The organism is Paenibacillus oryzisoli (assembly GCF_050467285.1).
Taxonomy (GTDB): Bacteria; Bacillota; Bacilli; order Paenibacillales; family NBRC-103111; genus Paenibacillus_E; species Paenibacillus_E oryzisoli_A.
Map to the genome: position 1 here is coordinate 135,242 of NZ_JBCMUN010000001.1, position 21,912 is coordinate 157,153.

Genomic DNA, 21,912 nt, shown 5'->3' on the forward strand with positions numbered 1-21,912 from the left:
CAATGAACGTCAGCCTAAGCAAAATCGCCAAGCGCAATGTAGGGCTGCTGTATATTGCACCTTGGTTAATCGGATTTCTCGTGCTTCAGCTGTATCCCTTCGGTGCATCCTTGATGTACTCGTTTACAAATTACAGTATCACGAATGTCCCTAAGTTCATCGGTCTGGACAATTATACGGCGATGCTGACGAAAGATAACAACTTTTACAAATCGCTCTCGACCACGATCGCATACGTCTTCATCTCGGTACCGATGAAACTGATCTTCGCGTTGCTGGTTGCCTTACTTTTAAATGTAAAGCTCAAGCTGGTCAACCTGTATCGCACGCTATTCTATCTACCTTCCATTCTGGGAGGCAGTGTAGCCGTATCGATTTTGTGGAGGTTTCTGTTCATGAAGGAGGGGATGGTGAACCGGTTGCTGGACACCGTACATCTGCCGGCTATTAATTGGCTCGGCAGTCCCAAGATTGCACTGTTCACGCTGAGCCTGCTCTCCGTCTGGCAGTTTGGTTCTTCCATGGTTTTGTTCCTTGCCGGGTTAAAGCAGGTGCCCACGGAATTATATGAAGCAGGCCGGGTAGACGGCGCCTCCAAGTTCCGGATGTTTTTCACCATCACGCTGCCGCTGATTACGCCTATTGTATTTTTTAATATCATTATGCAATTGGTGAATGCGTTCCAGGACTTCACAGGCGCGTTCGTTGTCACTAATGGCGGACCGATGAACTCAACGTACCTGTTTGCGCTCAAGCTGTACGATGAAGGCTTTAAATTTTATAAAATGGGGTATGCTTCCGCCTTATCCTGGGTGTTGTTCGTGCTCATCCTGGTGGTTACGGCCATTATTTTCAAAACATCGAAATATTGGACGTACTACGAAGACGGAGGTGGGGCTAAATGACGTCGGTCATAACCCGAAATCAACTGCGCACCGGTATTACGATCGTATTCTTATCGATTTCAGCGCTCATCATGATTTATCCCTTGATTTGGTTGTTCTTCGCTTCCTTTAAGCCGAATAATGAGATTTTTGGGTCGCTTCAGCTGCTGCCGAAGCATATCGTGTGGGATTCTTATGCGAATGGATGGAAGGGAAGCGGGCAGTTTACGTTCGGTGTGTTCTTATGGAATACAATTAAAATGGTCGTGCCCGTCGTATTGTTCACCGTTTTGTCCAGCACAGTTGTTGCGTACGGCTTCGCCAGATTTCAGTTTGTTTTGAAAAATGTATTCTTCGCCATTATGATTTCAACGCTCATGCTGCCGAATGCGGTGATCATTATTCCGCGATTTATCCTGTTCAAAGAATTTGGCTGGTTAAATAGTTATTTGCCATTTACCATGCCGGCGCTGTTCGCTTGCTATCCGTTTTTTATCTTCATGATGGTTCAATTCTTTCGAGGATTGCCGAGAGAGCTGGATGAATCTGCAACGATTGACGGCTGCAATTCCTTTGGGATTTTAACGAAGATTTTGATGCCATTGTGCAAGCCAGCCATATTTTCCTCCGCCATTTTCCAGTTTATTTGGACATGGAATGATTTCTTTAACTCCTTGATTTACATTAATAGCGTTAAAAAGTTTACGCTTGCCCTCGGCCTTCGGATGTCGCTCGATGTGAGTTCGGCAGCCAAATGGAATGAAGTGATGGCAATGTCAATGGTCGCGATTATTCCTTGCGTACTGATCTTCTTCTTTTCACAGAAGTATTTCGTCGAGGGGATCGCTACGACCGGGTTAAAGGGATAGGTAATGAAAAAGCGTCAGCAAGCAGGAGGATCTGCTTACTGGCGCTTTTCTACATGGAAAAAGCTGCTGAATGTACGCAGCGAACACGTACTTTCAACAGCTTCTCGTCTCCCTTACAAGGCTTGCAGCTTCATATACTCAATGCCGCAGAGCAGTACGATGCCGATCCCGTGTGTGTCATTGAGGATCCAATTCAATTCTTCCTTGTAGTACAGCGGTGTAAACGAGTACCCTGAGCCTCTGCAGACGCCGTACACGTTGCCGGATTTATCGATGGCCAGCTTGGTCAAGCCTTCCCAGGCCCGGTGGGCTGCTTCTGCATAAGGCACAGGCTGATCAAGCCAGCCGTACCGGATGCCACGGCAGAATGCATAGGTAAACATCGCCGTGCAGGAGGCTTCCTCATAAGAGGCACTATCGGTCAGGACTTGGTGCCATAGGCCGTTTGCGCCTTGCAGCTTCAGATAACCGGCTGCCAGCGTACGGAAGAAATCGATGAGCTCGCTGCGGAGTTCGTGGTTTTCGGGCAGTACGGCAAGCAGCTCGGACAAGGAGAACAGTACCCATCCATTCCCTCGGCCCCAGGGGACGTAGGTGGGTGTCTCGTACTTGAAATCATAGACATGGGACATGATATGGTGATCCGGGATAAAGAGGTAGTTTTTAAATAGCAAGAACTGTCTGGCAGCATCGGTGATGCAGCCTAGATCTCCCGTCATTTCATAATACCGGCATAAGAATGGCGTGCTCATATACAAATCATCGGCCCAGAGCGTATTCTCCTGATACTCACCTGGACGCTGCCGATAGAAGGCGCCATCCTCCTTACGCTCTTGGCTATGCAGTATGTAATGCCCTATGGTATGCGCCAGGCGGCGAATCGTCGGATCGTCAGCTTCCCGGTTCGCTTCCAGCATAGCGGAGCCGAAGGAGCCGCAATCGTCGAGCATATTCAGCTCAACCAGCTGATGATTGATCGCAGGGCTGCCATAGCGCGCTTGGTCCCACAGGGAGTAGTCATATAAATTCGTGCAGGACTGGACGTGCCCGATCACATACTGAATAAGATCAGGGCGCTGCAGCTCCCTTCCTGTCTGTAATAAGCCGTAAAGGGTCACACCCAAGGGATAATTCCATTTGGCATAGCGTTCATTTTCAAGATAGGGGCGTACAAAGCAATGCTGTTCTCCCGTTCGCCAATATTGCGCGGTGGAAAGATGACTGCCTTGCGCCGATGTGTGGGTGAAAAGTCGGTGTAAGGTGCCCATATGCTCGGGATTATCCATTGCCCCAGTGAACGGTCCCACGTACAACCAGTTTGAGGAAGTACCATGAACATGCGCAGGCAATTGTAAAGCAACGGGGCGCCCCCCTTGCGTGATGTCGAGCGTGAAGTTCCATGACTGCCCCTGTCGGATGATTTCAACTAAGCAATCATGGCGTCCGCGAGTTAACGTGTACGTTGTCGAGCATGAGCTGGCATTCAGATCGGCAGACAAAGTTTGATCTAGCCACAATCGCAGCTTGCCGGCGGAGGAGAGGTGGATTTGGCAGGCCTCATTGACGGGACTGTCGATGATAAATGAGGTCCAAGCGTAGGCAACGTCGCCGGACTCCGTGTTGAACAGCTCCTGCAGATCGGTGCCTTGTTCGGCAGCGATTGGCGGCTGAAGCGAAGGCTGCCAGATTACGTTATGCAAATTTTCGATCTCCTCCTGCTGGCTGTTGAAGTCAGGCAGCCGGTCGTCAGGGAAACGGTCTTCCGCAACCGGTGAGGTGTATGCCCATCCGCCCATTCCGCTGCGCTCTACAAAGGGCGAAAGGTAGTGCAGAGGGAACCATTTGCCATTGCTTGATCCGAATTGACATCCGAAGCCGGAGGCGGTTTTCAGCAGCTTAATGAAAAAGGCATTCCAGCCTTTGCGAAGCGATGCTGTAAACGTCTTCCGCCGCTGCACATTGACATCGTCATCCATTGTCGATTTATATAGATGACCCTCGTTCAAGTAAATGCGAACAGGCCCGTAACAGCTTAAGGATAACTCAATCGTTTCCTCCTGATCGCTGTAGAGGCCGGCGAAAGCATAGCCGTAACTCCCAAGAGCCGCATTCGGGAATTTGGCATTGAGATTCATATCGTATCGGCCGTCTTCCAGCTGTTTAAAGCTGTCTTGATGAATGCTTCTAAAGGTAAAGCCATGAGCCGGATTAGATCCGAGATAGGAATTGGCGATCGTTGCAATTGCATGAGCCGGTTGGTGGCCCTGCATAAAGAAAATGCTCTCTTCGCGAGCGAAATAAGCTGTCAATCTTGTTCAATCCTTTCCTTTCAGTTTATAAGTAAAAGTCGTCCGGATTTCATAATCGTAACAGCCCCTAAGGGGGGGCGTAAGGCGGACGGCTTGAGATAAACTATCATTTATTTGGCGGTTTAACGGACAGGTCAATTAATGATAGGAAAGTGTCAATTGAAGATAGGAATGCGGGGGATTTGGCTTGACGATATCTTGAAAATAACAGTATAGTTTGTGTACGACTTTCGTACCGAACATCACGATGGACTAACAAAATCCCTCTAAAATGGAAGCGTTTGCAATGTTAGGGTTGCTGAAAGAATGGAAGGTGAATGAGCATGTACAAATTGCTGATTGCAGATGATGATTATGAGATTCGGAATGGGTTGTGCAAGTATTTTCCATGGGATGTGGTCGGCTTTCATGTGGTCGGAAGTGTTGAAAACGGGAAAGAAGCTTTGGAATTTATTAAGCGGCACGATGTCGATGTGATCCTTTGCGATATCAAGATGCCGATCATGTCCGGCATTGATCTCGCTTCCGAGCTAAGCAGCTTGAATTCGAAGGTGAACATTATTTTTTTTAGCGCCTACAAGGACTTTCTCTTCGCACAGAAGGCGCTGGAAACCGGTGTGCGACGCTACATTCTGAAGTCAACGAACTATCAGGAGCTTATTCAAGCCTTTACCCATATCAAAGAGGAATTGGATCAACAGCAGCACTCGGCCGCAAAGCAGGGTCAGGATATGTCAGGGAAAATCATTTCGACCATTAAAGCGTATGTTGCCACACATTACCGGGACGCAACGCTGGAGGATTTGGCGAAGCTGGTTCATATGAATCCGGATTATTTGAGTAAATTTTTTAAGAAGAATGCAGGGGTGCTGTTCTCCGAATATTTGACGCAGGTTCGGATGGAGCATGCTGCGAATTATTTGAACGATATTCAGTATAAAACGTATGAGATCAGTGATATGGTTGGTTATAGCAACTCATTTAACTTTACGCGAGCCTTCAAGAATTATTTTGGCATGACCCCCCGCGATTTCCGGAACCAGAAGTATGCCGACAATGAGCAATTGGAGAACTCGTTAGAATGAGAAAAACATTTTTCACCAAATACTTGGTTCGCTTGATGCTCCCGCTGCTTGTCCCGCTGTTTCTATTGGGCAGCTTTGCGATCTTGATTTCACAGAATTACATTAAGAAGGAGATTAACAACAGCAATGAGCGCATGATGGAGCAGGCAAAAAACTCGGTGGAGTCGATTTTTCAGGTAAGTGATCCGATCTACTACACGCTGAACCTAAATTCGCGGTTGATCTCCAGTCTGAAGTTGATTGTGCGAAGTTCCAATTTGCAACCCGTGGATACCGAAAACTTCGTAACCTTCATGAATTTGCTGAACCCTGCTGCCAATATTAAGCCTGTTGTTCATTCCATTTATATTTATCTGAATAATGATGGCGGCAAATTTCTAGCTTCAAATGAAGGGTTGACATCATTGGAAACATACTATGATACTTCATGGTACAATTTCCTGGCTCGTATTCCTGATGATACGAATGTGTTTGTGGAGAGTCGGACGGTTCGGCGGTTTGAGAACCAGGATACGCCTCTTGTTACCGTTTTTCGGAAATTTTCATCTCCGGGTTCAAGCAAGCCTGAGGGCTATATCATTATGAACCTCAAAACGGAGGGGCTGGCGAACATGCTCAATGGGCTTCTCTATTATCCGCACCAATCCTTGTTCCTGTTGCAGCAGAATGGTCATAAAGTGGCTAGATCCGATCCGGATGCGGAGAGCGATGCGTGGATTACAGTGAAGGAGAGACCCGATTTGGCCGAACGGTTTGAAGTGGCGGCAGCGGATAGCTCCTATAAGGTATCGTATCAACGCTCCGAAAATTATGGGATCACTTACGTATCGGCAACGCCGAAATCGTATTTTTACCAATTGCCGATTAGGCTCGTTTATTTGACGGTTGTTCTGCTAACGATTTCGATTGTTCTGGCTTTACTTCTTGTTTATTACTTATCGAAAAGGAATTACAATAGTCTTCTCACCATTGTTCGTACAATTGAGAATGGGGAGAAGGGCATGCCCGTACCGGAATTGCCGGGACGGGTAACAGACGAGTACAGTTATATCTTGCAGCGTACCGTCAAACGATTCATGGAGCAGCGTTACTTGCAGGTACAGTTGTCAGAGAAAAAATATAAATTGAAGACTATGGAAATGATGGCGCTGCAGTCGAATATTAACCCGCACTTTTTGGCAAATACACTGCGGACAATTTTTTGGAAGTCCATGGATTTAACGGGCGGCCATAATGAAGTTAGCGGCATGATTGACCATTTGTCAGAGGTCGTTCAGTACTCGATTAGTGACGCTGACAAGACTGTTTCACTGAAAGAGGAAATTTATCACACGAATCATTACATACATATTTTGAATGCGAGGTATCGGGGGAAGTTCCATTTTAGCTGGGCGTATGAGGAAAGCCTTATGGCGTTCAGAGTGATGAAGCTGCTCTTTCAGCCTATGATCGAGAACGCCATCTACCACGGAATTAAAGAAAGCAATCGATTTGGCTATATCAAAGTAAGGCTGCAGCAAAAAGGGGATATGCTTCAAATCGCGATTATTGATACGGGAATAGGCATGCGCAAAGAACGTCTGCAGCAGGTGCGAAATGGGTTGCTCCGCGAAGATTCCGGCAGACATATCGGCATTTACAATACCCATAAACGGCTGCAATTGAATCACGGCGACTTGTTCAGCTTCGCGATCTTCAGCAAGTACGGCTGGGGGACGGTCATCCGAATCGAAATTCCGATTCAATAGGTAGACATACGAAAACAGGACGGAGCGTGCCGATATGAGGTTCCCACCGAGACTACGGCTGTTTGGCAATCTCAGAAGCGCGCGCTCGACGATGATTGCGACGAATTTGTTTATTTGCTGATTCGGCTTGCCATGAGTGAGAACAAACCGCTTAGATCCGCGGTGTTACTCAAGGTTGTTCCAAAAGTTACTTTTGGGACAACCTCTTTTTCTTATTGGCTGTACTTATCGAAAATCGAACTTATAAATCCGTTTCCCGTCACTTTCCGATGAGGGGAGGAACAGATCATGTCACCTAACAAAAATAGCCACCTTGACCTTATATGCGCAATGGCACGATAATCGGAATACAGTGGGCGAAGTGTCTGTACAGGAGAGAGCTATTGCGGGAGGTTGTCTATGAAGTCAAGCGTTTCGAGCAAAGTGATGCTCATCTATGGGATTGTTTTCATGGTGATCATATCGTTCACCTTCTGCCTTTCCTACTTTGGCACGGTTGGCAGGCTGAAGCGGGATCTCACAGATACGAATCTGGCGCTGCTCAAGCAGGTAGATCAGAAGATGGAGGCGGCTTTTCGGCAGACGGAAAAGGATGTGCTGAGTCTGACCGACCAGCTTGAATTCGTTTATTTCATGTATGGCAGTTATATGGAGGACTCGCTGCGCTACACGAACTTTTTTGGTCTCAATGAGAAGCTGAAAAACTTCATTAATTCCAATCCCAATTATTCGTCGATTTTCCTTTATTCCTCGGTCAGCGGGGACATCTTCACGGATAAAACTCTTATGAAGGCAGCTTCGAGCGAGGAAAACTGGTTGGATGCGTATATCGATATGCCGGAATATGTCAAATGGCTGACGACGCACCAGGTGTGGGACGGGTTCGGGAATCAAGATGTGGTTACACTTGTGCGCTCTTATCCGACCATCAGCAGTCCTGGCTATCGCAAAGGGGTGGTCGCGGTCAACATAAAAGAAGATGTCCTTTATACAATGGTAAAAGCCGTGTATGAGGACAGCAAGGTCGGGCATCTCTTCGTTATCGATAAGGACGGCAATGTCGTAACCCACGATGACAAAACGCTAATTTACCGGAATATGCAGGAGCTGCCCTATATCAAGCAGGCATTATCCGACAAGCGTGCGGGTTCGTTTACAATGAAGATGGACGGTATCGATCAAACCGTGTTTCACCGCTATTCCGATTATACGGGTTGGACGATGATCAGCATCGTGCCGGAGGCGCAAATCTATAAGCCGCTTCAGGTGACGCGCAATCTGCTGTTTGCATTTGCCGCCGGGATGATTGCTCTTGCACTGATCGTGTTAATCTATGTGAACAGGTGGACGTACAAACCACTGGATCGTTTGGTCGGGAAAGTATCGGGCTCGTACCGTTCAGGACGTCAGTACAAGAACGGCACTAAAGCGCTTGGTCTGCAGGATCTGGAGCAGGTGTTCGATCAGATGGTGCTGGACCAGGAGCATCTGGAGAAGCATGTGCGCGATTCCAAACCGGTGCTGAAATGGAAAATTATGATGGATCTGCTGGCTGGCTACAGAACCGAATATTCGTCCGTTCGTCATCACCTGGAATTCGTAGGGGTCCGGTTATATCCAGAAAGGTATCTGGTCTGCACCGCGGAAATAAGCAAAGATGGGGAAGCTGTAGCCCCTCGGGACGAAACGCTGTATACGTTTGCTTTCTGCAATGTGGCCGAAGAGCTGATCAACAGCGAATGCGCCGGCTCTGCCATCGATCTGGGAGGCGGCCGGGCCGCCGTGATTTTCAGCTTTGCGGAGGGGGATGCCGAGCAGAATCACCTGCGGGCCCTTGCTATCCTGGAGATGATTCTCGATGTCATGAAAAAGCAGTTCCATCTGAACGTTACGGTCGGCGTCGGGCGAAGCTGCAAAGAAATGAAGCACATTGCCACCTCCTATGACGAGTCCCGCAAAGCGCTTCATTATAAAATGGTGTTCGGCCAACACTCCGTGATCTCCATTGAAGACCTTCAGTCGGCAGACAGTCAGGACTATTACCGTCTGAACCGGATGGCGGAGCCGATTGTGGACGCGCTGAAGAGCGCCGATCCGGAGAAGCTGCGGCGCAGTTTGGGGGAACTGTATCAGGTGGCGGTTGAGAGCAACCTGCCTCCAGACCTGCTGCGTCAGCTCTCCTTTGATATGATTATGAAATCGCTGCAAGCGGCGGGCGCCATCGGGGTAGAGCCTGAAGAGTCAATGGGGGCGCTGGACAGCATTTACGAGAAAATCAGTCGCTGCGAGAATTGGAGAGAAGCCGAGAAACTCGTTCTGTCGGTGCTTGAGGAACTCGCGGCGAAGATCGAGGAGAAGCGCAGCCACCGGGGCCGAAATGAGGCCATTGAAAGAATGCTGACCTATATCCAGGAGCATTACCACGAAAGCGACCTGTCGCTGGATCGGCTGGCTGAGCAATTTCATCTCAGTCCGACCTATATCAGCAAGCTGTTTAAAGAATATACAGAAAGCAATTTTATCGATCATCTCATCGCGATTCGAATTGACGCCTCCAAGTCGCTGCTGCTGGATAAGGAGCGCAAGGTGAATGAAGTATCCGAAGCGGTAGGCTATACGAATACAAGAAGCTTCCTGCGGACGTTCAAAAAGTATACGGGCATGACGCCGACGGAATATCGGGAATCGGCGAAGGTCAAGTCCTAATTTCCTGCTAATCGAAAATAAGGCACGTACGTTACGCCGCGCACTTAACAGTGGGCGGCGTTTGCCGTTTTATAAAGCGCCCCCGTTATCGTTCCGGTGTGCGAATTCGAATTCGCGCTTACTGATCACATATCCGCAAAAAATGAAACCGTGTTTAAAAGTGTCACGCGAGAAGGATTAAAAAAGGTCATCTAGTGCAGATTTCGTCTATTCTCAAGTGAAGCCTGCCGGCTTACGATCATACCATTCGCTATCCTGCGGATAATGCCAAAGGGAGGAGGAAAGTTGGGCAAGAGCAACTATTGAAAGCGCTTCAAAAAAAGATAGGCAGGGAGGATTTTATTTGATGAGGATATTTAGAAAAACAGGCTTGTATCTATGCGCAGTTACGATGTTATTCAGTTCGGCGCTCATGGCACCCACGGGCACGGATATCGTCCGGGCGAGTGGGACGGAGAAGTTGTTGAGCGACAATTCCTTAGGCTCCTTATTTCCTGTATCCACCGAGACAATCGCAACCGGAGCCACCTATTCATGGTTGACGGAAGGCACGCATGCGACAGATTCCCTCATCGTCTCGACGGACAACAACGGGGCGCCGGACATGTCCGATGGAATCAACGGCCCAGACGGCAATTACAGCAACAATTCGACGTGGGCTAGCAATACGGTTGCTTTCGGAACGATGATCTATGACTTGAAAGCAGTCTACAAGGTAACGACCGTCAAGGTGTGGGCGGACACGGCGACGAATAGCGGAATGAAGCGCTTCGAGGTGTTGGCCAGCATCGACGGTCTGACCTATTCCCAGGCTGGAATTGTTGAAAATACGAATGCGGCGAATTCCGGCTTCGCCCCTGTTGCGGTATCGATCAAGCCGGCTGTATACGCCAGGTACATTAAAGTGATTATGCATAAGGATACGCCTAAATCTAACATGAGACTTGGCGAGGTCGCTGTGTTTGGGGATTCTCTGGAGCCGCAGGCCCTGCTTAGCAACAATTTCTTGAGGTCCGCAGGTCCCTACAATACGAACACGTCTAAGCTGCCGACGAATGCTACGTATCAATGGGCAACAGACCAGCCATTTGTGACGCAAGGCGATTTAATTACAACCGACAACGATGCCAAGAATGACGGGGCAGGAGGCGTAGCCGACCTGATCGACGGCTCCAGTACCGAAACATCGGCGGATACGACCGTAAACTCCGCATGGTCATCACAGGGGAAGTACGGAACCGTCATTTTTAACTTGAACGAGATGTATCAGATTGGCAACATCGATGTATGGACCCGAGCGGACAGCACCAAGTATATGGATGGTTATGAGGTCCAGGTGAGCACGGATGGGGTGAACTATACGTCGCTTGGCTACACAGCCAATCCGAACGCTCGTACATCCAGTGCGATTGTGAACACGGTATCCTCCGGTGTGCCGGGGAGAAATGCCAAGTACGTCAAGATAATAATGCATAATGCGAACGATTCCCAGCAACTGACGGTCGGCGAGATCGCGATCTGGGGCTGGAAGCTGTATGATACGTCACTTTCGCAGACCGCAACGCCCGAGCAGGTGGAAGTGAGAGCGGATTTGAAAAATTACAGCACGCTCTATCTCGACTGGTCCAGCTATAACCATGTAGTTAACAACGTAAATAAATACGCGGTGTATATCGAGACCTCTGACTTTGCTGACGTCTCCGGCCTGACGGCTAAAATGACGTTAAATTCGGGCGTAGTCGGGCAATTGGGCAAATACACACCTTATTTTGCGCTTAAACCGGAGACGACCTACTATATAGCGATAACGCCGTTCCGCACGGGCGGCACAGAACGAACCGATGTGACAACGCTTCGGGTAACGACGCCTACCGTCCTCGGTGGCGCAAAAGCGGGGGACATCTTTGCAGTGAACGATGCACCCTATGGTGGAGGGAACTACGTGAGTCATGGGGCCGATGAAGAGGCGAATCTGACGAGTAAATTGAAGCTGCTGAGGGAAATCGGCGGCATGAACAAGAGCAGATGGTGGGATCACAGCAGTTCAATGAAAACGAAATACGGCAGCTACGGAGTAAACTTTCATCTGTTTTACCACGGCAGCAGCTACGTGGCTGGGGATAACAATCAAGGCGTATGGACATTTTCCTCCTTTAATGAGCCTGACTTGGCGGGGACCGCTCCTTCTGCGGCAGCAACGACCGTCATGAATAATCATAGCAGCATGAAGGCGGTTGACAGCAGGAATCTGCTGGTTGAGCCCGCGCTTGCCGGAGTGGACGCTACCAGTCTTGCTTGGTTGGATGACTTCTACAATTCCGACGGGCAGAATGGTGCGTTGGTCAAAACGTATTTTGACGTTATGGATGTTCATCCTTATGTAAAGTATGCGGATGCGGCAGTGCCTGGTCTGGATCAAGGAACGCCGGAGAAGCTGATATCCAAAATCGATGATCTAAAAACGTTGATGTCAAGCCACGGAGACGCCAGCAAGCCTATTGTGTTTACCGAGCTAGGCTGGAGCACGTATACGGGCGGGGGATTCTTGAAAAAGGTTGACCGCGCGACGCAGAGGAACTATTTGGCAAGGGCCTATATGCACGCTATCGCCGGCGGTGTCAGCACAGTGCATTGGTACAACTTCCAGGATGACGGGACGACCGCAAGCGATTTGGAGCATAACCTGGGGCTCATCGACTGGAACGCCGTACCGAAGCCTAGCTATTACGGTTATTACACGCTAGTAAGGGTGCTGAAAGACGCGGAGTATCTGGGAGCCGTAACCGGCGTTGGCAATCCTTATTATGGTTACAGGTTTTGGGACGAAAATAAAAACCGGTACGTGACCTCCTTGTGGGATGCCAGTTGGCAGACAACAAGCACCGCGAATGCAACGGCCGTGCTGGCAACAAGCGATGCCGGGGTTACGGTCGTCGGCATTGACGGGAGCCATGCCTATCTACCTGCGGTGGCGGGAAGCGTGTCGATCCCGCTTACGGGAGCACCTTTGTTCATTTACTCCACTCACAGCATAAGCGTGACTTCGGTCAGTTAGAGACACGTGTCACCTTAAAGAAGTGAACCTTGCACAAAAAAGGTGACAAGGCGGCAGGCTAAAAAAATACATGAAGCTTAAGACGTGTCTCTTTTCCAACACAGCGGCTGCGGAGTACGATCAAATCGCCGGCATACCAACCGGCCTACATTGCGAAAGGGTGAACACCACATGGAGGAAAAACAGGCGCACTTCAATACGGTGACACGGCGGAAGCAGGTATCCATTAAGCCGGCCCCGTCCGCATTCCGCAGCCGCTTGATCAGGGACCGACATTTATATTTGATGCTGCTGCCCGTCATTGGATTCTACTTATTGTTTAAATACGCGCCAATGGCAGGCGAAGTGATCGCCTTTAAGGATTATCGGTTTGCCGATGGCCTATTCGGCAGCAAGTGGGTGGGGTTTAAGCATTTCGAAAGCTTGTTCCAAAGCATTGATTTTTGGAGAGTTCTCCGGAATACGTTGCTTCTTAACGTGTACAGCCTCGTATTCGGATTTCCGGTGCCCATAGGCTTGGCGCTTCTGCTGAATGAAGTCCGCAAGGAATGGTATAAGCGGATTGTTCAGAATTTGCTGTACTTGCCTCACTTTATTTCGTGGGCGGTGCTAGGGGGAATCTTTATTGCCATGCTTTCCCCAAGTACGGGCGTTGTCAACATGGTACTCACGAAGGTGTTTGGTATCGAACCGATTTACTTCATGGCCAGCTCTGCCTGGTGGCCGTTTGCTTACACCTTATCCGGCATCTGGCGGGAGGCAGGATGGGGCACGATTCTTTATCTCGCCGCAATGGCGTCGATCGACCCTCAACTCTATGAGGCGGCCAAGATGGACGGCGCCTCCAAGCTGCGCCAGATTTGGCATATTACACTGCCGGGCATCCGCAGCACCATTGCCATTCTGCTCGTGCTCCGCATGGGACAAATGATGGATGTCGGGCTTGAGCAAACGCTGGTGCTGCAAAACATGTCCGTTCTGGATGTGGCGGATGTGATCAGCACTTATGTATATCGGGTCGGGCTGCAAAATATGAACTACAGCTACACGACGGCTCTCGGTTTATTCCAATCCGCAATCGGCCTGATTCTGGTCGTAGGCGTGAACAGATTGACCCGGGTGTTCGGGGAAAGGGGGTTATGGTAAGCCATGAATACGTATAAGGCAGGCGATTCTTTCTTTGCGCGTTTGGGAAAGGGAACTATCTATGCGGTACTGGCTATCTGCGCGCTAATCGCTTTATATCCGCTTTGGTATGAAATTGCGGCTTCTTTCAGCAGCAGCAGGGCCATTACGGCGGGTGAGGTCGCGCTGTGGCCGGTTGATTTCAATACGGAGGCTTACAAGCGACTTTTCCTGGACGGACAGCTCATTGTGGCCTTGCGCAATACCGTGCTGGTCACCCTTGTAGGCACAGCGCTCAATATGATCCTGACCGTACTGGCGGCTTATCCGTTATCCAGACGAAGACTGATGGGGCGCAAGGCGCTGCTCATGTTCATTACCTTCACCATGCTGTTCATCTCGGGCGTAATCCCGAATTTTATTCTCGTGAAGTCATTGGGACTTATGAATTCGTACTGGGCATTATGGCTTCCATCTTTGATTAGTACGTACAACATGTTTGTTATGAAAACATTCATGGAAGGCTTGCCGGAAGAAGTGGAGGAGTCGGCGGCGATTGACGGGGCAGGTGATTGGCGAGTTCTGGCGCAAATTATGATACCGCTATGCAAGCCGATCATTGCCGCGCTCTCTCTCTTTTATGCAGTCGGATGGTGGAACTCCTACTTTAACGTTCTGTTGTATGTGACCAAATCGACGATGCATACACTGACGCTTAAGCTTTACCAGATGATTCTGCAAGTGGATCAAAGCCTGCTTGACAGCGGCTCCGGCAGCGAAGGGGTCGCACAGGTGGTGCTGACGCCGGAAGGCATTAAAGCGGCTGCAATTGTTATTGCGGTTACGCCGATTCTGATCGTGTATCCGTTCCTGCAAAAGCATTTTGTCAAAGGCGTCTTGATTGGTTCGGTGAAAGGTTGATATCATGGGGCGAGCAGTCCTTGATATAGATGAAAACTATATGTTAAGGGGATGAAATGGTTGAAAATGTCCAAAAATGTGTGGAAACCGGTTCTTGCCGCAAGTCTGTCACTCGCAGTTCTGGGGGCTTGCAGCTCGAACTCTGCAGATGTAGGAAGCTCCGCGTCGCCGCAAGGCAGTACAGCTGCGTCGGCGGGACCAAAGAAAGAAATCAGTGTTTCCGTCTTTGACCGCGGAACTGTACCTGCGGAGGAGGGAAGCTACGAGAACAACCGCTGGACCAAGTGGATCAATGAAAACGCCCCGGCTAAAGTTACGTGGGTCCCTGTCCCGCGGGGGCAAGCTCAGCAGAAGCTGAGTACGCTGATCGCTTCCGGCAGCGCGCCCGATCTGATCTGGGAATATGACCGAAACTACATTGCGCAATTGGCCAATCAAGGCGCGATCCAGCCAATTGACGGGTACATTGAGAAGTACAGCACGACGTTGAAAAAGTATTTATCGGAGCATCCCGAGCTCAAATCGGCGATGACAATCAATGGCAAAACTTACGCAATTACGACCAGCAGAAGCGTAGACGGGATTGCTAACCACGGCATGTGGATTCGCCAGGACTGGCTGGATAAGCTGGGCTTGAAAACGCCGACAACGACGGAAGAACTGGTTGAGGTGGCCAAAAAGTTCAAGGATGCCGACCCTGACGGCAACGGCAAAGCGGATACCGTGCCTATCGTATTTAATGGCAATGCCGTTCAAATCATGAGATCCCTCTTCTTTGTAAATGAGAATCAGTGGTATCTGGAAGATGGCAAAATGAAATTCGGCAGAACGCTGGACCGGTATAAAGATTCCATTGCCTATCAGAAGTCCCTATTCGATCAAGGCTTGCTCGATAAAGAGTACATTACGGATAGCAATTTCCAACGCGCACGTCAAATGTGGACGACAGGCAAAGCTGGCATTTACTTCAGCAGCTGGAATATGGAGAACGAATTCAAGGATCTGAAAAAGAATGTGCCGGATGCCAAGATGGTCCCACTGGAGCCCGTGGCTAGTAAGTACGGGAAAAGCGGCTTGTATCAAGAGCTTCCAGCAAACATCTTGGTCGCCTTTAACGCCCAGATGAAGGAGGATAAGATTGAGGCGGCCATTAAATTCCTGGACTGGATGATCGAAAAAGGCGACATGGTGATGAAGTACGGCGAGGAGAACGTTCATTATAAGCTGGTAGACGGCGTAATTCCTCAAAAGCTGGACGCGGATAAGTTCCGCAAGGAAGTATCCTATGCCAACGAGTATGCGATCGTATCGGATTTCAGCCTGAAGGCTGAATGGTTCCCTGCGATGGCTGCGCAAGATGCGGAATCGCAGGAATATGCCAAACTTAAAACACAATCGCTGAATACGGCGCTTAAGAACAAATACCGCAGAGACATTGCGTTTAATCCCGATTTTGCGGAAGCAAGCCAACTGATCGCTACTTTCCATCCGATTGCCACGCAAATTGAAGTGAAAGCTGTAACCGGCGGGAGCGCAATGACCCCGGAAACGGCTATGGAAGAGGTTCGCAAGGAATGGAAGCGTCTGGGCGGCGACAATGTGGAGAAGCTTGCGCAGGAATGGTACGAGAAAAACAAAGCGTTTTTGAACTAACATGACAGGGAAGGCTGCTTGCGCGTAATCGGAAGCAGCCTCCTGATCTCTTTGCGTGAATTCAAGGAAAGGAAGGGAGAGCTCTGGAATGAAACAGTTCATAAAGCTAAGCGCAGCCGTTCTCGCTGTGCTGTTGTTTGTTCAGACGATAAGCATTGCAGGTGGCAGGGATGCCATCGCGCATGCGGCTGAGGCAGATTCACCCAAGCTGCTTAGCGGCAATGCGCAAGGGTCATTGTTCACGGAACCTGGCCAGTCAATTGCAACCGGGGCCGCCTATGTCTGGCAGCGGGAGGGACTCTTCGCAACGGATCCCGGGCTTATCTCGGGCGATGCGGGGGTTGGACCGAGTATGACTGATGGTAATGTAAGCGCTGTCATCTCGAGTGAAGCTCAAACCGGAGAGGCTTACGGAACGCTGGTCTATGACTTGCAAGATGTATACCGGGTATCATCCGTGCAGACTTGGGCCGAATATTCGGCAACGAGCGGCGTGAAGCAGATCGAGATCTACGCCAGTATGGACGGCACGAATTATAATCGCGTTGCGGTTACGGAACCGACGCTTGCGGATACGGCAGGCATCGCACCTGTGGTCAGCGATATGAAACCGTCTCCTTATGCCAGGTATGTGAAAATGATTGTGCATAAAGACCCGGCCAAGCTGAAGCTGAGCATCGGTGAGGTAGCTGTGTGGGGGGAGCCGGCGGAGCCGCAGTCGCTGCTAAGTAATAATCAGTTAAAAGCCGGAGGCTATTACCCTGTCGGCACGCCCAAGGTGGATACGAAGGCCACCTATAAATGGAATACGGATCAACCCTTTGTGACACAAGCCGGCATGATTGCAAGCGATAATGAAGCCGGTGCAAAGGATGATGGCAGCGCCGCCGGCTTGCCCGACCTGACCGACGGCTCAAGCCTGGAAGAGACGGCCAGTACGACGGCCAGTATGGACGCGGGCTCAAAGGGCCAGTACGCCTCCGTAACGTTTACGCTGAATGATATGTACCAGATCGGGAAGATCGACGTATGGTCCAAAGCGGGCGGAGGCAGTTTCATGGACGGGTACGAGGTACTGCTGAGCACGGATAATGTCAACTATTTCTCAGCCGGCTATACGGCTAATCCGAACAGTCATTACGTCAATGGGATGGTGAATTCGCCTTCCTATGGCATCCCGGGCAAGCATGCCAAGTATGTGCGGATCGTCATGCACAATGCTAACGACTCCGACCGGCTCATTGCGGGTGAGGTTGCCATCTGGGGCTGGAAGCTGTACGACGCGACGTTGGCTAAAAAGGATACGCCGGATCAAGTTGAATTCTCCACCTACGTGAAGAATTACAACACTCTGTACCTGGACTGGTCGGCCTACAATGCTGTCGTCAATAAAGTCAACAAATATAGCATCTACATTCAAAAGAGCGATTTTACGGACACGAGCGGAAAGACACCTTATGTCACTGCAGATAACGGAACGCTTGAACAAAAGGGAAAATTTACGCTCATTTCTTCCCTGGAGCCGGAGACGACGTATTACATCGCGATCACACCGACGAGTACGGCTTCAGGCGAGCGCAAGGATGTCAAGACGCTCAAGGTGAAGACGCCAAGCGTGCTCGGCGGGGAGAAGATCGGCGATATTTTTGCGATTAACGACACGCCTTATGGCGGAGGCAACTATGTGAATCACGGGGCCAAAGAGGATGAGAACATCATCCGCAAGCTGATCCTGATGAGGAACATCGAAGGCATTAATATGAACCGTTGGTGGGTTCACGATTCCTGGGTGAAGTCTTTTTCCAATAAATACGGGATCGGATTCCATGAGTTCTATCACGGGCCCCAGGACGTTCCTCTGGAAAATAAGCAAGGCACCTGGACCTTCTCCACAGTCAACGAACCGGATCTGAAGGGGACGAATCCTGCTACGCTGGCTTTGACCATTAAGTCGAATCACGAAAGCCTGAAGGGGATAGACAGCCGCAATCTGCTGGTTGAGCCCGCACTGGGCGGGACGGAACCGGCAAGTATGACATGGTTGGAAAATTTTTATAAATCCGACGGACAAACTGGGGCGCAAGTCAAAAATTATTTTGACGTGCTGGATGTTCATCCCTATGTCAAAAATCATGAAGGCAGCCTGCCTGGACTCATCCCGGGCGCGCCGGAAATGCTAATTGGGAAAATCAAGGAAATACAGGCGTTGAAAGCCAAGTATGGCGATCAGGATAAGCCGGTTATTTTTACGGAGCTTGGGTGGAGCACCTACACCGGAAGCGGGTATCTTCGTCAGGTAGATCGCGTTACGCAGCGCAACTATTTGGCTAGAGCCTATATGCATGCGATTGCCGGGGGCATCAAAAGAATGCACTGGTACGATTTTCAGGATGACGGGACCGATCCGGCCAATCTGGAGCATAATCTCGGCATGATCGACTGGTACGGTGTTCCGAAGCCGAGTTATTACGCTTACTATACGATGGCGAAGGTGTTAAAGGACGCCCGGTATGTGGGAGTTAAAGCCAATGTCGACCACCCGTATTATGGCTATGAATACTGGGACGAAGGGAAAAATCAGTATATTACGTCACTCTGGGCGGCAGATGAATCGACCAAAACGGCAACCTTTCAAACGCAAGATACAGGACTTACCGTTGTGGGTATCGACGGAAGCTATGCGTATTTACCGGTCAGCGGCGGAACGGCAAGCCTGACCATTAGCGGTGCTCCTGTTTTTATTTATTCCAAATCCAGTCTAGACGTTTCGTCCATCGACGATTCCTTCGTGCTGACGAACAGCGCGGTTGATGTACGACGCGGAGATATTCTTCAGACGGACATTAAACGCTCCGGCATGGGGGCGGAGATGAGCGGCAGGCTGGAATTGATCGGCCCTTCCGCCGACTGGAAGCTGGACGGCGAAGTGAACTTTGCGCCGGGAACGGCAGCTATTCCGATCAGCATTCCCATTCCGTTAAATGCGGAGGAGAAAGCACAGGAGCTTACCCTCCAGGTGATCTCGGGCACCTCGCTGATTGCATCCATGAAATTGACGGCGAATGTACTGGAGACGATCAAGGTCCGTGTCGTTCCCGAGGTCGTAGAGCCAGGGCAATGGAATCAATGGCATGCAGCGCTTTATGTTGAGAATGCGACTCCGGACAAGGAGTTAAGCGGTTCGATCAGCGTTGCCGAGGCGGTGTATGTGGCACTGGGAGAATCCGGGCCGATTGCCTTCGAGGGACTGCGTCCGGGAGAAGTCAAGAAGCTGACGATTCCGATCACGGGGCTTCCGGAGCAAGCTAGAGCCAGGCTGAAGCTAGCTGTTGAATTGGACAGCGGGTTTACGAAGCTGGTAGAAAGGCCGTTTAACTTCCTTGCCGCTGTGAATGACCAGACGGCGCCGGTTATCGACGGCAAGCTATCTGAGCCAAGCTGGCATACCGGCATGCCAATCGTCATCAACCGGCTGGATCAAAATAAAAATATCGCGAACTGGGGCGGGGAACCCGATCTCAGCGGCAAGGGCTTTCTGAAATGGGACCGCAGTTATCTCTATTTCGGCATGGAAGTTCAAGACGATATTCATGTTCAACAAGGAACAGGCGGCGACATGTGGCAGGGGGACAGCGTGCAATTCGCCATTGATACTGGCAGAGCCGACGGGGCCGGCAGTGCGGAGAACAATGAATTCGGCATCGCGTTGGGGGCACAGGGCCCTATCGTCTGGAGATGGTTGGCCGCCAACGGCAAAGCGGTAGGAGAAATGACCAGCGTGCAGGCAGCGGTGTACCGAAGTGAAACCGCCACAACCTACGAGCTGGCTCTTCCTTGGTCGGAAATATTGCCGGAAGGGAGTGCGCCATCGGAAGGCGACGTTCTTGGTTTTTCCATGCTGATGAATGAGAATGACGGCACGACCCGACGCGGTTGGCTGGAATATATGAGCGGGATCGGCTCCAGCAAGAACACCCAATTATATGAAGATTTGATTCTGGCTCAAGTCGGTGCACCTGAGGTGAGCGTCACGGGAGTTGCGCTTGATCATAGGGCGGCGACGCTCGACATCGGGCAACCGTTCGTTCTGAAAGCAACAGTGTCGCCTGGTGAAGCGACCAACAAGAAGGTGAGCTTCACTTCCAGCAATCCTTCCGTCGTAAGCGTTACCCAAGAGGTCTACGGGCTGACGGCGACTGTCACGGGCGTGTCGGCGGGCACGGCGACAATTACGGTGGCGACCGAGGACGGCGGCTTTACGGCGAGCAGTACGGTGACGGTCAAGCCGCCGGTTGAAGACGACGTTCCATCCGGCGGTACGGGTGGCGGCGGCGGGGGCTCGGCTCCAGAACCGAAGCCTGAGCCTCCGGTCATTCGAAACGGCACGATTGTGATGCCGATGCAGGAGGCGAATCCGGATGGCGTTGTGTCCGTTGAGGTAGCTATGGACATCTTGGAGAAAGCGATCCAGAGTGCGGATTCTGCTTCTAGAGGCATCCTCGCGATAGAGATTCCGGGTGGGCCAGGAGCCGTGAAGACTCAGATCAAGCTCCCTGTGGCCGTACTGAAAGCGGCTCAAGCCGCAAACATCGAAAGGGTGGAAATTCGATCCGACCTAGCTACAATCGCTCTGACTCCGGAAGCTTTGGCCGGTTATGTGAAGCCGGATTCGGCAAATGTGGAGATTTCAGTGGCAATGGTTAGCTCTAGTGAGCTTGCGGGCGCGGCGGCTGAGCGGACAGGGACTTCGGCGATCTACGACTTTAGCGTTATGCTGGACGGCGTGAAGATTGAACGGTTTTTCGGCAGAGATGCTGTTCGCGTCTCCATGGACTATACGCTGACAGCTGGCGAGAACGCAGATCAGGTCATCGTCTACCATATTCCAGAGGGCAGGACGCTTGAAGTGGTAAAGAACGGAAGGTATGATGCTGCCCAGGGCAAGGTTACGTTTACAACCGATCATTTCAGCTTGTATTCCGTCTTGTATACGCCGATCACCTTTGGCGATCTGGAAGATGCAGCTTGGGCCAGAAGCAGCATTGAGGCACTGGCAGCCAGAGAGATTGTTAACGGTGTAGGGGGCGAGCGATTCGCACCCAATGACCGGGTGACCAGAGCGCAATTTATCCAGATGCTGATGAGCGCTTTCGACCTTACCGACTTGAATGCAGCGGCGAGCTTCAGCGATGTAAGGAACGGCGATTGGTTCTACCAGGCAGTGGCAAGCGCACAAAAGCTGGGCATCGTGCAAGGCTACGAAGACGGCTCCTTCGGCATTGACCGCGAAATTTCGAGACAGGACATGGCGGTCATGACGTATAGGGCTATGGCGGCTGCACAGATCAGCTTGCGGCAATCAGCGAAGCCGGAAAGCTTCACGGATGGGGCGAGCATTGGCGCCTATGCGAGGGAAGCCGTCGAAGCGATGCAACAGGCGGGCATTATTAACGGACTTGAGGAGAACCGGTTCGCGCCGGAATCGTTTGCCACGCGTGCGCAAGCGGCTAAGATTATATACAGTCTGTTATCTATGTAATCAGGGAGCAGGGCCGGC

General features: G+C 50.7%; 11 protein-coding genes. 10 read left to right on the forward strand and 1 reads right to left on the reverse strand.

The window, feature by feature from the left end:
• Nucleotides 1–2 precede the first annotated feature (2 nt).
• Together ABE504_RS00485 and ABE504_RS00490 are read left to right on the forward strand one after the other, a co-directional pair.
• Nucleotides 3–905 carry a carbohydrate ABC transporter permease gene (locus tag ABE504_RS00485; RefSeq protein ID WP_430082960.1) on the forward strand — a complete coding sequence of 301 codons (903 nt, stop codon included), beginning with the start codon at nt 3–5 and terminating at the stop codon, nt 903–905.
• Nucleotides 902–1,753 (forward strand): carbohydrate ABC transporter permease, encoded by an 852-nt coding sequence (locus tag ABE504_RS00490; RefSeq protein ID WP_430082963.1) that lies wholly within the window; start codon nt 902–904, stop codon nt 1,751–1,753. Before ABE504_RS00485 ends, ABE504_RS00490 begins: the two co-directional genes overlap by 4 nt.
• Before the next feature lie 113 nt (nt 1,754–1,866).
• Here ABE504_RS00490 and ABE504_RS00495 read toward each other — a convergent pair whose 3' ends face one another.
• A complete protein-coding gene (locus ABE504_RS00495; protein ID WP_430082966.1) occupies nt 1,867–4,062 on the reverse strand; it encodes a glycoside hydrolase family 88/105 protein in 2,196 nt (731 codons plus the stop codon).
• A 323-nt stretch (nt 4,063–4,385) separates the two neighbouring features.
• Between ABE504_RS00495 and ABE504_RS00500 the strand changes: the two genes are divergently transcribed.
• From ABE504_RS00500 to ABE504_RS00535, 8 genes are all read left to right on the forward strand, one after another.
• Nucleotides 4,386–5,147: a response regulator transcription factor gene (locus ABE504_RS00500; protein WP_430082969.1), complete on the forward strand. Its 762-nt coding sequence runs from the start codon at nt 4,386–4,388 to the stop codon at nt 5,145–5,147.
• Nucleotides 5,144–6,895, forward strand: a complete 1,752-nt coding sequence (locus ABE504_RS00505; protein WP_430082972.1) for a cache domain-containing sensor histidine kinase — start codon at nt 5,144–5,146, stop codon at nt 6,893–6,895. Before ABE504_RS00500 ends, ABE504_RS00505 begins: the two co-directional genes overlap by 4 nt.
• A 399-nt stretch (nt 6,896–7,294) precedes the next feature.
• On the forward strand, nt 7,295–9,601 hold the full coding sequence (locus ABE504_RS00510; protein ID WP_430082975.1) for a helix-turn-helix domain-containing protein: 2,307 nt from the start codon (nt 7,295–7,297) through the stop codon (nt 9,599–9,601).
• Nucleotides 9,602–9,947: 346 nt separating this feature from the next.
• Nucleotides 9,948–12,656 carry a discoidin domain-containing protein gene (locus tag ABE504_RS00515; RefSeq protein ID WP_430082978.1) on the forward strand — a complete coding sequence of 903 codons (2,709 nt, stop codon included), beginning with the start codon at nt 9,948–9,950 and terminating at the stop codon, nt 12,654–12,656.
• A 171-nt stretch (nt 12,657–12,827) separates the two neighbouring features.
• A complete protein-coding gene (locus tag ABE504_RS00520; protein ID WP_430082981.1) occupies nt 12,828–13,802 on the forward strand; it encodes an ABC transporter permease in 975 nt (324 codons plus the stop codon).
• Between the two features lie 3 nt (nt 13,803–13,805).
• Complete coding sequence (locus tag ABE504_RS00525; protein ID WP_430082984.1) at nt 13,806–14,702, forward strand: carbohydrate ABC transporter permease; 897 nt, start codon at nt 13,806–13,808, stop codon at nt 14,700–14,702.
• 66 nt (nt 14,703–14,768) lie between these two features.
• On the forward strand, nt 14,769–16,355 hold the full coding sequence (locus ABE504_RS00530) for an extracellular solute-binding protein (protein WP_430084701.1): 1,587 nt from the start codon (nt 14,769–14,771) through the stop codon (nt 16,353–16,355).
• A gap of 88 nt (nt 16,356–16,443) precedes the next feature.
• Nucleotides 16,444–21,894, forward strand: coding sequence for an S-layer homology domain-containing protein (locus ABE504_RS00535; RefSeq protein ID WP_430082987.1), 5,451 nt, complete (start codon nt 16,444–16,446; stop codon nt 21,892–21,894).
• Nucleotides 21,895–21,912: the final 18 nt, after the last annotated feature.

What these genes read in the sequence shown, in the direction of transcription:
- ABE504_RS00515 (WP_430082978.1), top strand. Translation starts at nt 9,948, where the DNA reads ATGAGGATATTTAGAAAAACAGGCTTGTATCTATGCGCAGTTACGATG.
- ABE504_RS00505 (WP_430082972.1), top strand. Translation starts at nt 5,144, where the DNA reads ATGAGAAAAACATTTTTCACCAAATACTTGGTTCGCTTGATGCTCCCG.
- ABE504_RS00525 (WP_430082984.1), top strand. Translation starts at nt 13,806, where the DNA reads ATGAATACGTATAAGGCAGGCGATTCTTTCTTTGCGCGTTTGGGAAAG.
- ABE504_RS00510 (WP_430082975.1), top strand. Translation starts at nt 7,295, where the DNA reads ATGAAGTCAAGCGTTTCGAGCAAAGTGATGCTCATCTATGGGATTGTT.
- ABE504_RS00520 (WP_430082981.1), top strand. Translation starts at nt 12,828, where the DNA reads ATGGAGGAAAAACAGGCGCACTTCAATACGGTGACACGGCGGAAGCAG.
- ABE504_RS00530 (WP_430084701.1), top strand. Translation starts at nt 14,769, where the DNA reads ATGTCCAAAAATGTGTGGAAACCGGTTCTTGCCGCAAGTCTGTCACTC.
- ABE504_RS00535 (WP_430082987.1), top strand. Translation starts at nt 16,444, where the DNA reads ATGAAACAGTTCATAAAGCTAAGCGCAGCCGTTCTCGCTGTGCTGTTG.
- ABE504_RS00485 (WP_430082960.1), top strand. Translation starts at nt 3, where the DNA reads ATGAACGTCAGCCTAAGCAAAATCGCCAAGCGCAATGTAGGGCTGCTG.
- ABE504_RS00490 (WP_430082963.1), top strand. Translation starts at nt 902, where the DNA reads ATGACGTCGGTCATAACCCGAAATCAACTGCGCACCGGTATTACGATC.
- ABE504_RS00500 (WP_430082969.1), top strand. Translation starts at nt 4,386, where the DNA reads ATGTACAAATTGCTGATTGCAGATGATGATTATGAGATTCGGAATGGG.